This is a genomic window from Enterococcus sp. AZ048 (assembly GCF_051715125.1).
Lineage (GTDB): Bacteria > Bacillota > Bacilli > Lactobacillales > Enterococcaceae > Enterococcus_A > Enterococcus_A gilvus.
Map to the genome: position 1 here is coordinate 2,236,479 of NZ_JBIOTD010000001.1, position 15,246 is coordinate 2,251,724.

16 protein-coding genes are annotated in these 15,246 nt (G+C 41.3%); 10 read left to right on the forward strand and 6 right to left on the reverse strand.

The window, feature by feature from the left end; genetic code table 11:
• Positions 1 to 13: 13 nt before the first annotated feature.
• Positions 14 to 499, reverse strand: a complete 486-nt coding sequence (locus tag IGI66_RS11005) for a GyrI-like domain-containing protein (RefSeq protein ID WP_314578401.1) — start codon at positions 497 to 499, stop codon at positions 14 to 16.
• Between the two features lie 143 nt (positions 500 to 642).
• Between IGI66_RS11005 and IGI66_RS11010 the strand changes: the two genes are divergently transcribed.
• Positions 643 to 1,836 carry a YdcF family protein gene (locus tag IGI66_RS11010; protein ID WP_314578399.1) on the forward strand — a complete coding sequence of 398 codons (1,194 nt, stop codon included), beginning with the start codon at positions 643 to 645 and terminating at the stop codon, positions 1,834 to 1,836.
• A 43-nt stretch (positions 1,837 to 1,879) separates the two neighbouring features.
• Here the strand turns inward: IGI66_RS11010 and IGI66_RS11015 are convergent, their stop codons facing one another.
• Positions 1,880 to 4,228 (reverse strand): ABC transporter ATP-binding protein/permease, encoded by a 2,349-nt coding sequence (locus tag IGI66_RS11015; RefSeq protein ID WP_086303370.1) that lies wholly within the window; start codon positions 4,226 to 4,228, stop codon positions 1,880 to 1,882.
• Positions 4,229 to 4,357: 129 nt separating this feature from the next.
• Here IGI66_RS11015 and IGI66_RS11020 point away from each other — a divergent pair, with 129 nt between their 5' ends.
• From IGI66_RS11020 to IGI66_RS11030, 3 genes are all read left to right on the forward strand, one after another.
• Positions 4,358 to 5,032, forward strand: coding sequence for a response regulator transcription factor (locus IGI66_RS11020; RefSeq protein ID WP_010779852.1), 675 nt, complete (start codon positions 4,358 to 4,360; stop codon positions 5,030 to 5,032).
• The gene (locus IGI66_RS11025; protein ID WP_431379811.1) at positions 5,029 to 6,078 is read left to right on the forward strand and encodes a sensor histidine kinase; all 1,050 of its coding nucleotides are present in this window, start codon (positions 5,029 to 5,031) and stop codon (positions 6,076 to 6,078) included. Before IGI66_RS11020 ends, IGI66_RS11025 begins: the two co-directional genes overlap by 4 nt.
• A gap of 89 nt (positions 6,079 to 6,167) precedes the next feature.
• Positions 6,168 to 6,473 carry a hypothetical protein gene (locus IGI66_RS11030; RefSeq protein WP_010779850.1) on the forward strand — a complete coding sequence of 102 codons (306 nt, stop codon included), beginning with the start codon at positions 6,168 to 6,170 and terminating at the stop codon, positions 6,471 to 6,473.
• Between the two features lie 38 nt (positions 6,474 to 6,511).
• On the opposite strand, the gene IGI66_RS11035 is transcribed toward IGI66_RS11030, so the two are convergent.
• Entirely contained in the window at positions 6,512 to 6,829 is a 318-nt protein-coding gene (locus IGI66_RS11035; protein ID WP_010779849.1) for an AzlD domain-containing protein, read from the reverse strand.
• A complete protein-coding gene (locus IGI66_RS11040) occupies positions 6,822 to 7,577 on the reverse strand; it encodes an AzlC family ABC transporter permease (protein WP_438848963.1) in 756 nt (251 codons plus the stop codon). Before IGI66_RS11040 ends, IGI66_RS11035 begins: the two co-directional genes overlap by 8 nt.
• Before the next feature lie 472 nt (positions 7,578 to 8,049).
• Between IGI66_RS11040 and IGI66_RS11045 the strand changes: the two genes are divergently transcribed.
• A complete protein-coding gene (locus tag IGI66_RS11045; RefSeq protein ID WP_288226455.1) occupies positions 8,050 to 8,739 on the forward strand; it encodes a YoaK family protein in 690 nt (229 codons plus the stop codon).
• Positions 8,740 to 8,853: 114 nt separating this feature from the next.
• Here IGI66_RS11045 and IGI66_RS11050 read toward each other — a convergent pair whose 3' ends face one another.
• Positions 8,854 to 9,669, reverse strand: coding sequence for a DUF4097 family beta strand repeat-containing protein (locus IGI66_RS11050; RefSeq protein WP_438848965.1), 816 nt, complete (start codon positions 9,667 to 9,669; stop codon positions 8,854 to 8,856).
• Between the two features lie 86 nt (positions 9,670 to 9,755).
• Positions 9,756 to 10,706 (reverse strand): aromatic acid exporter family protein, encoded by a 951-nt coding sequence (locus IGI66_RS11055; protein ID WP_010779845.1) that lies wholly within the window; start codon positions 10,704 to 10,706, stop codon positions 9,756 to 9,758.
• A gap of 177 nt (positions 10,707 to 10,883) precedes the next feature.
• Between IGI66_RS11055 and IGI66_RS11060 the strand changes: the two genes are divergently transcribed.
• From IGI66_RS11060 to IGI66_RS11080, 5 genes are all read left to right on the forward strand, one after another.
• Positions 10,884 to 11,345 (forward strand): DUF441 domain-containing protein, encoded by a 462-nt coding sequence (locus IGI66_RS11060; RefSeq protein WP_010779844.1) that lies wholly within the window; start codon positions 10,884 to 10,886, stop codon positions 11,343 to 11,345.
• Between the two features lie 113 nt (positions 11,346 to 11,458).
• Positions 11,459 to 13,201 (forward strand): ABC1 kinase family protein, encoded by a 1,743-nt coding sequence (locus tag IGI66_RS11065; protein ID WP_367378348.1) that lies wholly within the window; start codon positions 11,459 to 11,461, stop codon positions 13,199 to 13,201.
• Positions 13,202 to 13,462: 261 nt separating this feature from the next.
• The gene (gene amaP / locus IGI66_RS11070; RefSeq protein WP_010779842.1) at positions 13,463 to 14,032 is read left to right on the forward strand and encodes an alkaline shock response membrane anchor protein AmaP; all 570 of its coding nucleotides are present in this window, start codon (positions 13,463 to 13,465) and stop codon (positions 14,030 to 14,032) included.
• Positions 14,033 to 14,043: 11 nt separating this feature from the next.
• Complete coding sequence (locus IGI66_RS11075) at positions 14,044 to 14,232, forward strand: DUF2273 domain-containing protein (RefSeq protein ID WP_288226461.1); 189 nt, start codon at positions 14,044 to 14,046, stop codon at positions 14,230 to 14,232.
• 82 nt (positions 14,233 to 14,314) lie between these two features.
• Positions 14,315 to 14,851, forward strand: coding sequence for an Asp23/Gls24 family envelope stress response protein (locus tag IGI66_RS11080; RefSeq protein ID WP_010779840.1), 537 nt, complete (start codon positions 14,315 to 14,317; stop codon positions 14,849 to 14,851).
• Positions 14,852 to 15,246 lie beyond the last annotated feature (395 nt).

Sequence of the window (15,246 nt, forward strand, 5' to 3'; positions counted from 1 at the left end):
AAGTCGAAAGCTTTTATTTTGCTTTGAAGGGAAAGTATAATTCTACTTCGCCCTCTGGAAAATGCGGCAAATAGTGCTCATGGATGGCGCCAGCCAGTTCCAGCTTCTCTAAAGGGAAGATTTCTCCCAGCATCAAATTCGTCGCGTCCTCAATTTTTTCAGCACTCGCCTTGACCGTGAGGTAACTCATTGGCGGCAATTCCCAGCGTACCCATCCTTCAGGCGCTTCTGCCTCTTTTGGTACTTGGATCCCTGCCAAATATCGTCCCTCTTTTTGCCACGGTTCTAACCACTGCTCGCCGTCGCTCATCAGCCCCCATAATTGCAGGTCTTTCATTTCTTGACCTGCCAGAAGTTCAACGACCTCGTCAAAATGGGTATTCATTTGATCCCACAATAAAGGGACCCACGAAGGACCTTCCTCAGCTAATCCTCGGCCTTCCTTGCCAACTACAAAAAGTGTTGGCAAATCTACACGAGTCACACCTTCAATTTCCATCTGCAGCACTCCTTTACCTCAATTCTACTAATCTTCTCCAAGAAAACCAACTAATAGTTCTTCACTGCGCATTTTTGCTTTTCTTTGATATACTTGGTCATGGCATCAATCATTAATCGAAAAAAAATGAAAGAAGTGATGGGATGAATATACAACGAGATTTAATTGCTATGGCAATTTATTTTATCGTTTTAATGGGTTTGATGATTCGCTTTAAGGGGAAAAAATTCCACTATTTTTCACGTTGGACAGGGATTTTTCTGGTCTTATATTTTTGCATATTGGAGATTCAAAATAAAAGCTTCTTTATTTTGATTCCGCTATTTTTTCTTTTATTCTTTTGCTATTTTTATTTCAAAGAAAAAAGCCGGTTACGAAATGGCTGGCTGCTGAATCTGACATTGATCAGCTTCATGGGGTATGTAACCCTTATGACTATCACTTCCAGTTCATTGATCGGCGCTGGAATCTTGGGTATTTTGGCAGTATTGTTTTTATTTGCCGTAGCCTTTGGATTATACGCAGCAATCATTTTCCTGATCGGCAACAGCTTCGTCGTCTTGCGTCACGAATCTCGCAAGCTGCCCAATTTGTTAACCTTGATATTAGGCTTGGCGATCATTGCTTTGATTCTTTTACAGACGGTTGGCCCTCGAATCTTACCGAATTGGTCTGTGATTTTATTAGCCATTCCAACAACGATCGCCTTTTATTTTTTCGTTGTCTTTTGGAATTTCCTGTCGATCTCTCTTCTTTATCAATTTAACCAGCCAAAATACAACCAAGACTACTTGATCGTATTGGGTGCTGGATTGATCAATGGAGAAAAAGTAACACCTCTCTTAGCCAATCGAATCAACCGCGCCATTCAGTTTTATCACGAACAAAGCAAAGAAACGTTATCTCCGCCTCAGCTCTTGATGTCTGGCGGTCAAGGACACGATGAAAAGGTTCCTGAGTCGCAGGCAATGAGAGAATATGCCTTGGAACAAGGCATTCCTGACGAGGATATCCTCATGGAAGCACAATCGACGAACACACTTGAAAACATGCGGTTCAGTAAAGAAATCATGGATCGTGAGAAACCCTCCGGCTACCATGCGATCTTCGTTTCAAATAACTATCACATCTTCAGAGCAGGCATGTACGCAGAAGACGTTGGTTTAAAAATTGACGGTATAGGGTCAAAAACAGCCCGCTATTATTTGCCGAATGCTTTCTTAAGAGAATTTATAGCAGTCGCTGTTATGAATAAACGCTTGCATTTGATTGTTTGCGGAATCATTGCTTTAAGCTGCATCGCTTTAGCGATATTCAATTACTTTTTTATAATATAAGCAAAAAGAAGGAATACCCCACATGCGGGCATTCCTTCTTTTTTTAATCTGCTCGTAAAGCGATCGCAGCGTCTTTTTTCGCTGCCATTCTTGCTGGAATATGTCCACCGATCATTGTCAGTACAGTTGAAACAACAATCAAAATTACGCCATGGACAGGATTCAATTGTGCGACATCCTTTAATTCAGTCATGTTGTACAAAATCGCATTGATTGGGAAGGTCGCGAGGTATGCAATGAGCACACCCAATGTTCCCGAGGCGATCCCTAAGATACATGTTTCTGCATCGAATACGCGTGTGATATCTCTTTTTCTAGCCCCTAAAGCTTTCAAGACACCAATTTCTTTTGTCCGTTCAATTACAGAAGTGTAGGTAATGATACCGATCATGATCATACTTGTTACTAATGAGATCCCAGCAAATGCGACTAATACATAGGTGATCGCATCCATCAGGCCACCAGTCAACTCAGTCATCGTACCAGCTAAGTCTGTGTAAATGATCTTGTCTTCTTTTTTCTTTCCTTTGTTGTAATCATCTAAATAACTCAAAATTTGTTCTTTGTCTTTGTAATTATTCGGATAGATCATGATACTGCTTGGAATACTGTTTCCGCCTAAATAAGCGATCGTGCTTTCCTTCGTCGTATCATCCAAGGCTTCATTGGTCATCACATTCGTATTTGTATCCTTTTGCGCTTGAACAATCTCAGAGTTCTCGTTGTCTTTTACAATTTTTGATGTCAACTCGTTGCTGTAGGCGATGCCTGGTGCTAAAAGATTCATCGTGGAAGATTGTTTTACACGTAAAATCCCTGAGATTTTTAATGTATCGTTGTTTGCGTTGTTATACATGGCTTGATAGTCATTATTTGGAATAAAGTTTCCTGTAGGTACTTTCGAATAATATTCATTGTTGTTGATCAGTTTAAATTCCGTTCCGACGATTTTGTCGAAGTCGATCTTTTCACCGTCTTTGACATCGAATCCGAGATTTTTCAATGAATTGATGTTGGTACTATTGTTCGCGTCTACGATCAATACCACGTCTGTCGTAGCCTTTGGATATGCACCGGAGAGTAATTTGTAATTATCTTCTAAGAAATTCCCTGAACTTTTGTCTAACTGTGTTGGGAATGAAGAGACGCCCATCCCAGTCATGCTGGACATTGCACTCATCATAGAAGGGCCGCTGTCTGGCGCTTCATTGGATAATTTAACCGGCTTCACATCGCCGTTCACGTCACGCAACAGGTTCATCCCCACTACGCGTGTAAAACCGATGTTGTTGCTTAACTTGGGATCGATATTGTTGATATAATCCACGTACTCTTGGTTGATGTTATTTGTATGCTGTGCACGATCTTCGTCACTGATTTTGGCAACGATATTGTTTTCATTTCCCTTACTTGAACCACTCGCTTTGTCTGACCCTAACGCCTGGTTTCGATTGGTCGTTTGATCGGTCGTGGTTTTAGAAATCGTAATCGGGTATTTCGCCATCGTCTCTGCTTGTGTGCTGTCGATTTGCTTTTGGAATCCGCTTGATAAGGAGAGAACGATCCCGATACTGATGATCCCGATACTTGAGGCAAAGGCTGTTAAGAAGGTCCGTCCCTTTTTAGTCTTCAAGTTGTTAAAGGAAAGTTTCAATGCTGTTACAAATTTCATCTTTGTCCGTTTTAATTGAAATTCCTCGCCCTTTTTTCCTTCGATATGGGGGTGGGAATCATCCATAATACGGCCGTCTGAGAATTTAATCGTACGGTCGGCATACTTAGTGGCTAATTCTGGGTTGTGAGTCACCATGATGACTAATTTTTCCTTCGACAGCTCTTGGATCAAATTCATGATCTGAACACTGGTCTCTGTGTCCAAAGCCCCTGTTGGCTCATCACAGAGTAAGATGTCAGGATCATTTGCCAAGGCACGAGCAATGGCTACTCGCTGCATTTGTCCGCCGGATAACTGGTTGGGCTTCTTATGCATATGCTCTGCTAAGCCAACTCGCGTAAGTGCATCCTCAGCACGTTGTTGCTTTTCTTCCTTCGAAACACCACTCAAGGTCATCCCAAGTTCGACATTGTCAATGATCCCTAAATGACTGATCAAGTTGTAGCTTTGAAAAACAAATCCGATAGAATTGTTTCGATAGGCATCCCAATCGGCGTCTTTAAACGTCTTCGTAGATGTGCCATCGATCACCATATCCCCGGAATCATAGTTGTCCAATCCGCCGATCACATTCAGCATCGTTGTTTTCCCAGAACCGCTGGCACCTAAAATAGCAACAAATTCTTGTCGACGAAATGCGACAGATACACCATCTAATGCTTTGGTCGTCGTATCTCCCACATGGTAATATTTTTTTATATCTTTTAATTCTAACATTGTGTCACCCTTTTCTCTTAGTTTACTTTGCCAAGATACCATGGCATTATTAACTCAAAATGAACAAAAATTCATAGTAGGTTCACAGTGATTTGCTACTATTATTAAGCAAAAAGGAGGCCAACGCAAATGAATCGAATACTTATTGTTGAAGATGATGAAAACTTATCAATCCTTTATCAATCTGCTTTAAAAAATGAACGCTTCGAAGTCTTCCGAGCGATGAACGGCATCGAGGCTTTAGCTATTTTAGATAAACAGTTTATTGACCTGATTATCAGCGACATCATGATGCCTGACATGGATGGGTATGAATTGGCTGAAAGCTTGAGGGATGCAGGCTATGATCTCCCTATTTTATTTATTACTGCCAAGGATTCTTTCGAAGATAAAAAACGTGGATTCACGATCGGTGTAGATGATTACATGGTGAAGCCCATCGACGTGAACGAAATGCTGCTGCGTGTCGACGCGCTTCTGCGCCGGGCGCAAATCGTCCACACAAAAGAATTGATCGTAGGGAATACACGATTGGATCAAGAAACCTATCAAATCAAAACTTCCCATCAAACGGAAACCCTGCCGCAAAAAGAATTTTTGCTGCTGTATAAATTGCTGGCCTATCCAAATAAAATTTTTACACGCCAACAATTGATGGATGAGATCTGGGGACTAGACTCCGACACGGACGAGCGCACCATCGATGTCCATATCAAACGCTTGCGAACACGACTGGAAAACAATCCTGATTTTTCGATCGAGACCATTCGCGGCTTGGGCTATAAGGTGGTCATCCATTCATGAGAAAAAAACTATTCCCCCAGTTATGGATGTATTTCGCTGCCATCACTTTTTTATTGATGGTCGTTGTGTTAGCTGTCTTCGTCGGCCTGCTTGTCATGATCAATCACTTTCAATTATTGGCACCTGAACGAGAAGGGCATTTATTTCCCTTTTATTTCATCATCTTTTTAAGTTTGGTCATTGGTGCTGCCCTCTCGTTTTTTGTTGGCAAACGAATTCTTCAGCCGATCGGAGACCTTCGCCAAGCGATGAGCAATGTCTCTCAAGGCGATTTCGATGTCCAATTAGAGGAAAAGCAGCATGTGGAAGATGTACGGGAGCTTTATCATGATTTCAATGTCATGGTGAAGGAGTTGAGCAGTATTGAGACGCTGAGAAATGATTTCGTTTCAACAGTGTCCCATGAATTTAAAACACCTATCGCTACGATCAAAGGCTATGTCCAGTTGCTTCAAAAAAACACCTTAACAATAGAAGAACGAAAAAATTATTTAGAACGAATGCTGGACGGCACGCAACAATTGACTCACCTGACAGACAATGTTTTGAAGTTGAGCAAATTAGAGAATCAAGGACTAGGCTTAGACTTTCAAACGTTTCGTTTAGATGAGCAAATCCGCGAAGTGATTCTATTCTTGCAGCCAAAATGGGAGCAGCTCAATTTGACACTCGATCTAGACCTTCCCCGTACGGATTATGAAGGCAACGAAGAATTTCTTTATCAAGTCTGGCTAAATCTAATGGACAATGCCATCAAATACAGCCCTAGAAACAGCAAGATCCATGTCCACCTGAAAAATGAGTCTGACGGTCAAACGATCACTATCCGTGATGAAGGGATCGGCATGACTGAAGACGTTGCGGACCGTATCTTCGACAAGTTCTATCAAAGCGATACCAGCCGCAAGACGAAGGGAAACGGCCTAGGCCTGGCGCTTGCAAAACAAATCATTGAACTACATCATGGAACGATCAAAGTCAACAGTTCCCCGAACAAAGGCAGCAACTTTAAACTATTTTTGCCAAACGACTTAAAAAATTCATAATTAATTGAAGGAAAGAACCGATTCATTCATCTTTAGTTAATATTTCTTTTGTAAGCTATGAGTAGCTCAAAGAAAGGATGACTGACAAGATGAAGAAGCAAAAAGTTACTAAATCCGTGTACTTTGTTGAAGAAACGCAGAATATCGAAGGCGCGTATGTAGAAGTCAACACACTTTTTGTCGCTGATAATCAAGAACAAGCTACCGCGTTCTATGAAAAATTAGTCAAAGAACAGCCGAAGAAATCATTTGGTCTTTTATTGAACGAGTATATCATCAATGCAGACGGCGGCTTTTTCCGTAATTTATTGCAATCATGGAAAAATCTCCCCTCTGAATTTTATCGTAAAATGCAGATTCTAACGTATCGGCCCATTGCCGAATATCAAAATTAAAAAAGAGGGACATTTCCATTCGGAAATGTCCCTCTTGCTTACATCATTGAAAGTAAAAAAACCGCGGCTAATCCGGTAATCACTGAGATTGCCATTGAGCGCGTCTTATACGCGACACCAGCAACCAAGAACATCGCGATTATCCGCACGTTGCCGATCAATTCGAACTGGTTATTGCTGATAAATACGTCCTTAAATACCAAAGCCGCAAACAATGAGATCGGTACATATTTCATCCAATCACTGAACCATTGCGGAACTTGACGCTGCGAAAAATACAGCATCGGAAAAAGTCTGGGTAGATAAGAAGCACCAAACAGACAAAGGATCAATAGTAATAAAGAAGTATTACTCATGATGAACCTCCCCGCCCGTCAGGTCGTAATGATCCGGTCCGTCATTATTCGTGTTGGCTGTCTTTCGAATACGCTCGATCAAGTAACCCGTAAAGGAAGCTAACAACGTAGCCAAGATCAGGCCAAACGTATTTTTGAATACTAGCATGAAAACAATAGCTAACCCGCCGGACAACAACCCGGTAGCCAGTAGAAGACCATTGCTCAACTGCATCATGAACATAAAGATGAACATTGCCGTCAAAGCAAAATGAACCAATTCGGTATCTACATGGATCACGGAACCAAAAATCGTTCCCACCACTGTACTGGCTGTCCAAGAAGCCATCGAAAACCAATTGACGTATAACGCTTTCTTACGATTCCACTCTGGATCGGTCGAATATTTTAAATAGTTGACTGCATAATTTTCATCATTCATTGACTGTGAGAACAGTGCAATAAAGGATCTTTTTTCTTTTTTAAAAAATTGCGATAAACTGGAACCCAATAACGCATAGCGCAGTTCCAAGAAGAAAACCATTAAGATGGTGGACACAAATGATGCGTGTACACTGATCATAGAGACGACTAAAAATTGTGCGCCTCCTGAAAAAACAAGCATCGAAAGCAAGGCCGTTAAAAAGATGTTAAATCCCGCTTTTTGCAGAAGCATTCCGCAAGCTAAGCCAACAGGAATGTAACTAAAACAAAGCGGCATCGCCGCGTATAACGCCTCTAACCATGGTGTCCTTTTTTTTACAGGCATGGTATGTTCTCAATTCCCCTCATGTTCACAGATAAAAAGCATTTTCATTCTAACATATTCTATCGAAAAAGATAGCACTCCATGACCATCTTACTCCTATCGGTTATTTCCTTCAATTATTCGTAAAAACCCGCTGTCTTCAGTTCATTCCACTGTCTTTTTTTGAAAAACAAACCTTAGACCGAATTATTCATTTTAAAAAAATGAAATCATCTGCTTTTACTAGATAAAAAGAGGAAAGTTTTAAATTTTTCTTATGAAAACTTCATGTAGGTTTTCAGCTATTTCTGCGTATCAGGCCTTTCTTTTCCTTTGTTCGAGGAATCTCGCTTATCACTACGCTAGATTTTCCACAAGACCCACTAATCTTCAACGGAGCAGTTTCTCAGCTATCTAACGCAGCGACGAAAGATGATTAACGATTTTCTGAAAAAATGTGGTAAGATAGTCAGCGAAAAGAGTTGAATAGTAGATGAATAATAGTTTTCATGAGAATCGTTCTGTGGGCTTGCTGCTGACTTTTATTGGCGGTATGGTTGATAGTTACACCTATATCCGATACGAAGCGTTCGCCTCTGCTCAGACAGGGAATTTAATTTTGGCGATTATTCAGGCGTATGAACGACAATGGAACATGGTTGGGAAAAAACTGCTTTCCACCCTATTCTTTTTTATTGGTATCCTTTTGGCTAAATTTATGATTGATTATTTTAGAAGAAAAGAACTTCATTTCTGGCGATTGTTCTTGCTGTATTTTGAAGCACTGGTATTTTTCGTCATCAGCTTGTCCTTCTTGCAGCCGCATCCAGCGGTGATCACTGTTATGATCGCATTTACCGCTGCAATCCAATGGATCTCTTTTGATAAAATCAATGGCCTTACTTATACAAATTTATTTACTACAGGCAATCTAAAAGGAGTCGCAACCAATCTTTATGATTATCTGAGTACGAAGGATCAAGGCGCCAAGACGCGGTTCATCCATTTTCTTCTAGTGGTCACAGCATTTATCACCGGAGCGATCGTTTCCGTCTTTTCATACCGCACCTTTGGGACAAATGCCGTTTTGATCATCGCCGGACTATTTCTATATTTAGCGATATCCGAGACCCTCATGGTTTGGCGCTTCCAAAGAGACACGAACATCATGCAAAAAAAATAAACAGCCAAAAGGAGTATGACGACGAAGTCATACTCCTTTTTCCTGCTTAGTCAGCGGTTATAGCAACGTGTCCCGCCAGACTAACGATCCACACTCGTCACTTCTTCAAAGCTATTACCTGACAAAATCAACCTCGATCTCTCCATTACTGGTTCTGACCTCTAGTTCTTTCGATCCGCTGTCTCGATTATCTAGATTAGTTGAAGCATTGCTCGTTTTAGAAATAATTGAAAATTCTTCTTTTTTCCCAACTACCGTCCCTTCTACTCTTGCGTTGCTGGTTTGAATATCTAGTGACTTAGCGGGGTCTAATTCCTTCAGATCGACCTTTCCATTAGACGTTTGGAACTCTCCTTCATCAAACTTCAGCTCTTCAAGAACTATTTTGCTGTTGCTTGTTTCAAAAGATCCTTCGTTGAAATTCATTCTCTTCAGTTCTAATTTTCCGTTATTTGTCTCAACATCCGCAGAGCGAGCATCGATTTCAGAGAGCGACACCTTGCCGTTAGTAGTTTCCATATCTAGCGTGTGGAGATCCAGATTTTCAGCTGAAATCCCCGCGTTTGATGTTTCAATCTCCAGTTCTTTCAATTGATTTTTCGGAACTTCGATAGTCATCTTTGAATTGCGCTCACCAAAGTTAAAGATACTAAAATTGACGCCGATCGTTTTTCTTCGTTCGACATCCAATGCGCCATTGCTCTCTTTTATTTTGTACTTGACCCCTCTGCTGTTCGTGTAGTTTATTTTCGTTTGATTTCCAGACACACCAACAACAGTAATTGGCATACTGCGGTCCTCTACATTCAACTGTTTGACCGTCTTCGTCGTCGTGAAATCCTCAGTACTCATACGATTATGATAAAACATACTACTGATACTTACTAAAGCTGCACCCACCAAAATCAACCCGATAATGATCTTTTTCATTTTTTATACCCCTCACTTGTGCTTTCTTATCCTCATGATAAAGAATTTCCCATTCGTTTACATGGGACAAAAGACTGATTCTTCTTTTATTTGTTTCGATAAAACCCTGCTTTGATCTCGATGAAATCTTGGAACAATTGAAAAAGCTGAAAAAGCATCGCCCGTTCTTCAAAGGCTTGGCGGCTCTCCGGTAATTTCTTTTGCTGGTAACGTTGATCTGCTTCATCGATTTTTTCTAGGATCGCTGCACCGTCATTGTCTTCAGCCAGCGTCTGGGCAGTAAACTCGAACAACTCCCGCAGCTCCTGGACGTCTTCTGCTGCCGCATCCAATCGATTCAAGATTTGCAGCATATCTGAGAGAACCTTTAATTGAAGTCGCCGCATGGCAAAATACTCAAAATAATAGCTGTTTCCAGAAAAAAAGTGATTTTCTTCAAATTCTTGCGCACGTTCTTGTGCCTGACGAACAAACCCTCGCAGCGACAAACACTCTTGCCGCAGCAGTTCTTCTTTTGCTGGCTGATTGAGGTACGCGGACATCTTCTCCAGCATCCGTTTCAGCGATACTTCCACCACAACCTGGTCTTCCTGGATTTTTTTCTCTGTATTGGGCATGTAGAGATTTGCAGCCAGTGCGCAGCTGACGCCGATGATCATCAGCAAGTATTCATTGATGATCAGACTGACAGGCATTTCCCCCGCTGCAAGGTAATGGGTTATCAAAACGGAGCTGACCGCTATGCCTTCTGACAACCCTAAGCGGATCGACAGCGGAATAAATACCAACAGATATAAGCCAAAAGTAATCGGATGAAATCCTAAAATCAAAAAACAAGCAGCAGCGATCGCTGTGGCAAGCGTCAAAGAAAACAAGCGATTCAACGCAGTTTTTGCGGTAGATCGCTTGGTATTCGTAACGGTCAAGATGGTTATGATCGCCGCCGAAGACGCGGACTCAAGATTTATTCCCGTTGCTAATAACAGCGCAACGGGAGCCGCCACTGCTGTTTTGATAGTACGTAACCCTATTTTCATCTGCTGCTCCTAACTGTACTTTCATTATGAACGATCGAATCGGTTCGTAAATTAAGCTTACACTAAAGTGGCTTCGGAAAAAAGTCGCAAGTTCATTGATTATCTTGTATAGTAAATACGATGTAAAAATCGCTTTGGCTACTTCTAAAGAAAATACCTCAGATAAGGAGTGGAACTATGGAAAGCTGGCTATTTTTAGGTGTCATTTTATTGATTGCAGTTGTTGCGAAAAATCAAAGTTTAGTGGTTGCGACTCTTGCGATTTTAGTTTTAAAAGGAATCCCTCACTCAGAAAAATTCTTATCCATTTTAAATAAGCAAGGAATTAATTGGGGGGTCACATTAATTTCCGCAACGATCTTAGTTCCGATTGCGACGGGAGATATCGTTTTAAAAGATCTGCTCAACACCCTAAAATCCCCTTTAGGCTGGATCGCGACGATCTGCGGTGTTTTGGTGGCTGTCCTTTCTTCAAAAGGTGTCGGGTTGATCAACCAGTCCCCTGAAGTGACAGTTGCCTTAGTTTTCGGCACGATCATGGGCGTCGTATTCCTAAAGGGAATCGCTGCAGGGCCTGTTATCGCTGCGGGTATTACCTATTGCATCATGCAACTGATCCAAGTCGTCACAAATCATTGACTGCCCTCCCCCTGACTATCTTCGGAGATTCAGGGGTATTTGTATATCCGAAACATCTCTTGTAAGATAGGATTAATAGATTTATACACTGCTGATCAGAGGGGGTGCCCGCATTGAGAGAAAAATCTAGAGCTGCACGATTGCGCCAAATCGTAAAAATCATCAATCGCTATAGTGTGGTCAAAAATATTACCCAGCAAAAGAATCCTGAAGAGGTGCGGAAAGCCTTTGAGGAATTGGGGCCAACATTTATCAAGGTTGGTCAAATGATGTCTGTTCGGACGGATATTTTTACGCTGGATTTCACGAAAGAGCTGCGGAAGCTGCAAGACGGTGTAAAAACGGATGATTTTGATTTAGTAAAGGCACTTGTCGAAAAAGAGCTCGACCTTCCGCTGACAGAAATCTTTGAACAGTTTGATGAACGCCCCTTCGCTTCTGCTTCCATTGCCCAAGCCCATCATGCTTCTTTGAAAAACGGACAAAAAGTCGTTGTAAAGGTCCAGCATCCTGGAATCGCTTCTGAGATCGAATTGGATCTGTCCCTCTTTGAAAAAGCCATACCGATCGCTAACTGGGTCCCCGAAAGCAAAGTGATCGACTTGAAAAGTATTTTGAGGGAAATTCGCGGCTCTCTGCAAAATGAACTGGACTTTCAAAAGGAACGAAAGTTGGCGGAAGAATTCTATCAGTTGAATAATGGCTGGAAAGAAATTCGAGTGCCAAAAATGGAACCTGCTTATTCCACAAAAAAAATCATCGTAATGGAAATGATGCCCGGCACGAATTTACGAGAACTGATCAATGCGGAAGACGAAAAAATCGTACAAGAAGAACTGACCTATAAGGAATTAAAAAAAACTGTCAGTGAATTATTGATCGAACACTTTATGAAAGAGGTCTTTGAGGATGGGTTCTTCCATGCCGACCCTCATCCAGGCAACCTTTTGTTGCAGGTGATGAGCAAGGAAGAAAATCAAAAGGACCAGCAGCTAAAGACGAGAAAGCATCAAGGAACGGTCGGTCGCACCCCCTATGAGATCCAATTTACCAGAAATGAAAAACTTCGGCCCTTCCGCTTAAATGTGATCGATTTTGGGATGATGGGAACGATCAATCGCGAGATGCAAGCGAAGATGAGCAATACGATCATCGCCATCTACAGCAAGGACAATCAGCGAATCACAAATGCTGTCCATGCGATCTGCAAACAAGTCGGGCCTTTTGATGAGGAAAAGTTCACCTATGAGCTGGATGACTTCCTGAACCGCTATCTGAATTTGCCTGTGAAAGAGATCGATCTGCAAAAAGTCTTCTCGCAAGTCGTCATCATTTGTCACGACAACAACCTTCAAATCGATGATTCCGTGACGATGTTGATCAAAGCCTTCGGTACCCTCGAAGGCGTGATCGAAGACCTCAACCCTGATTTATCTCTATTTGAAGTCGTCGCTCCTTTCGCCCAAAAATATTTTATTCAACAATTGGACCTGAAAGATGAACTACAAGAAACGGTTCTAGATTATTTGTCCTCATTAAAAGCCTTGCCCAAACTTCCTAGTCATGCGTTGACTGCGATTGATACGTTGGCCAAAGGAAAAGGAAAACTGAATCTTGAGCTAAAAAATCAGCGTAACCTATTAGAACGAGCCGAAGCGATGGTCAATCGCCTCGTGATCGGTTTGATCCTTTCTGCATTGGTCATCGGTTCATCCATTCTTGTTCAGACCTCTTCTGGAGGCGACACGCTGATTTCTGATCTGGGGATTTTTGGGTACTCTGTGGCAGCCCTGTCGATCCTGTTTTTAGTTATTGAAAGTTTGTATCGCCGTTATCGAAAATGGAAAGAACGCTAAATAAATCCTTTAAGAAGTGGGCAGAATTCTTGTCACACTTCTTTTTTTTACACAAAAGGAACGCTCCATCATTTTTTTCTTAACCGATAAAAAAAATGAAAAATTGTGTAATTTGTTATTATTCATTCATTCATATTGGTTTATTCTACTGGAAAAAGAATCTTTTACCGCTGCCGTGAGCAAATCTTTTTACTTAAAAGGGTTATCATTTTATTATTTTAGTGTAAACAATTTAAAAATATTGAAGTGAGGAGGTGCGGTATGAGTAAGGTTCTCAAAACCATCTTAATTATTATCTCTCTGGTTTTACTTTCTGTTTTTCTATCCGTTGCAGCAATTTATTACTTTATCGCTTCAAATCCGTTAGACTTCAGCTCATTGCAACAATTCGTTTTAACGAATCAGTACGCTCAGATCTATTTATTCTGGGTAGCAGCAGCTTTAGCCATTGTGACGGTCATCGGTATTTTTGTCATTCTTTTCTATCCAAAGAGAGTCACCAAGTTCAACTTAAAAGAAGATCGTGGACAATTAGCTTTGGATAAGCGGGCAATTGAGGGATATGTTCGGACAAGTATCAAACAGGAAGACTTTATGGACAGTCCCAAAGTCAACGTATCAGCAACAAAAAATAAGATCAGAGTGCACGTTCGTGGGCAGTTGAAGAAAACGTCTGGCTTAGTAGGTAAAACAGATCTCTGGGCTCAGAATGTTGAAACAATGCTTCATGGGTTATTAGGCCCTGAAGAAAAAGTTTCAATTAAAGTTAAAATTCAAGCGCTTGAACCAACACCCGTTGAAACAACAGTGACTCGGCCGCGAGTAGAATAGGAGGAACAGCCATGCAAGAATTTTTGACACGAGACAAATTGCCTGTGATCTTTGGTATCCTCGGTTTTATCTTAGCGGTGCTCTTCTTTACCATCGGCTTTTTTAAAACGATCTTACTTATTGTGATCACGGTCATCGGTGTAGCTCTCGGTACGTATTTAAAGAACAATCATATTTTAGACGACTATTTAAAGAAATAAGGTCGCACCACACAATCAAAATTGGATAAGCTTTTTCTTTTTGAAAAAGTTCATACATCACTAAACCTAGGAGGAGAAAACAATGGAAAACACAACAATCAAATCAACAGAACCAAAAAAAGAGGTCAAAGGTGAATTAACTTATGAAGACAAAGTAATTCAAAAAATCATTGGTATTGCTTTGGAAAACGTAGACGGACTATTGACCGTAGACGGCGGCTTCTTCTCTAACATCAAAGACAAATTAGTAAACAGCGACGATGTTACTTCTGGTATCAGTACTGAAGTTGGTAAAAAACAAGTTGCTGTTGACATGGATATCGTTGCTGAATACGGCAAGGACATTGACGACATTTACGAACAAATGAAAACATTGATTTCTGAACAAGTCGACAAAATGACTCATTTAGACGTCATCGAAGTAAACGTGAACGTTGTAGACATCAAAACTCGTGAAGAGTATGAAGAAGACAGCGAAACAGTTCAAGATAAAGTAACAAGCGCTGCTCAAACAACTGGTAAATTCGCATCGAAACAAACTAACCGTGCGAAAAGTGCCATTGGCAACCAAACAGACAAAATCAGCGACAACTTAGAATCTGAACCACGCGTCCAATAAACTACTCTTCCCCATCGACTAGCCGAACCTGGCTAGTCTTTTTTGTGAGTTCTACTTCCTGCTTTAGCAGGTTAGTAGAATCGTAGGCGTGGGGATTTGCTTACCATTTTTCGCTTCTTTAAAAATGGGTTCCTTATTTGGAACTAGCTGCGCGTTCTTCTTCCTGCTTTTGCAGGTTAGTAGAATCGTAGACGGCGTGACCTGCTTGCCTTTTTTTCGCTTTTTGAAAAATGGTTCCCTTGTTTGGAACTAGCTGCGCGTTCTTCTTCCTGCTTTTGCAGGTTAGTAGAATCGTAGGCGTGGGGACTTATCAGATTTTAGTCCTAATCGCGCTAGACAATCCGTTACCTTTCCTCTTCATAAACAACCCCCCCGCCAAGACGAAAAGTGTCTTT

Bases quoted from the DNA above. Each gene is read 5' to 3' on its own strand.
- IGI66_RS11005 (WP_314578401.1), bottom strand. From the start codon at position 499: ATGGAAATTGAAGGTGTGACTCGTGTAGATTTGCCAACACTTTTTGTA.
- IGI66_RS11010 (WP_314578399.1), top strand. From the start codon at position 643: ATGAATATACAACGAGATTTAATTGCTATGGCAATTTATTTTATCGTT.
- IGI66_RS11015 (WP_086303370.1), bottom strand. From the start codon at position 4,228: ATGTTAGAATTAAAAGATATAAAAAAATATTACCATGTGGGAGATACG.
- IGI66_RS11020 (WP_010779852.1), top strand. From the start codon at position 4,358: ATGAATCGAATACTTATTGTTGAAGATGATGAAAACTTATCAATCCTT.
- IGI66_RS11025 (WP_431379811.1), top strand. From the start codon at position 5,029: ATGAGAAAAAAACTATTCCCCCAGTTATGGATGTATTTCGCTGCCATC.
- IGI66_RS11030 (WP_010779850.1), top strand. From the start codon at position 6,168: ATGAAGAAGCAAAAAGTTACTAAATCCGTGTACTTTGTTGAAGAAACG.
- IGI66_RS11035 (WP_010779849.1), bottom strand. From the start codon at position 6,829: ATGAGTAATACTTCTTTATTACTATTGATCCTTTGTCTGTTTGGTGCT.
- IGI66_RS11040 (WP_438848963.1), bottom strand. From the start codon at position 7,577: ATGCCTGTAAAAAAAAGGACACCATGGTTAGAGGCGTTATACGCGGCG.
- IGI66_RS11045 (WP_288226455.1), top strand. From the start codon at position 8,050: ATGAATAATAGTTTTCATGAGAATCGTTCTGTGGGCTTGCTGCTGACT.
- IGI66_RS11050 (WP_438848965.1), bottom strand. From the start codon at position 9,669: ATGAAAAAGATCATTATCGGGTTGATTTTGGTGGGTGCAGCTTTAGTA.
- IGI66_RS11055 (WP_010779845.1), bottom strand. From the start codon at position 10,706: ATGAAAATAGGGTTACGTACTATCAAAACAGCAGTGGCGGCTCCCGTT.
- IGI66_RS11060 (WP_010779844.1), top strand. From the start codon at position 10,884: ATGGAAAGCTGGCTATTTTTAGGTGTCATTTTATTGATTGCAGTTGTT.
- amaP (WP_010779842.1), top strand. From the start codon at position 13,463: ATGAGTAAGGTTCTCAAAACCATCTTAATTATTATCTCTCTGGTTTTA.
- IGI66_RS11075 (WP_288226461.1), top strand. From the start codon at position 14,044: ATGCAAGAATTTTTGACACGAGACAAATTGCCTGTGATCTTTGGTATC.
- IGI66_RS11080 (WP_010779840.1), top strand. From the start codon at position 14,315: ATGGAAAACACAACAATCAAATCAACAGAACCAAAAAAAGAGGTCAAA.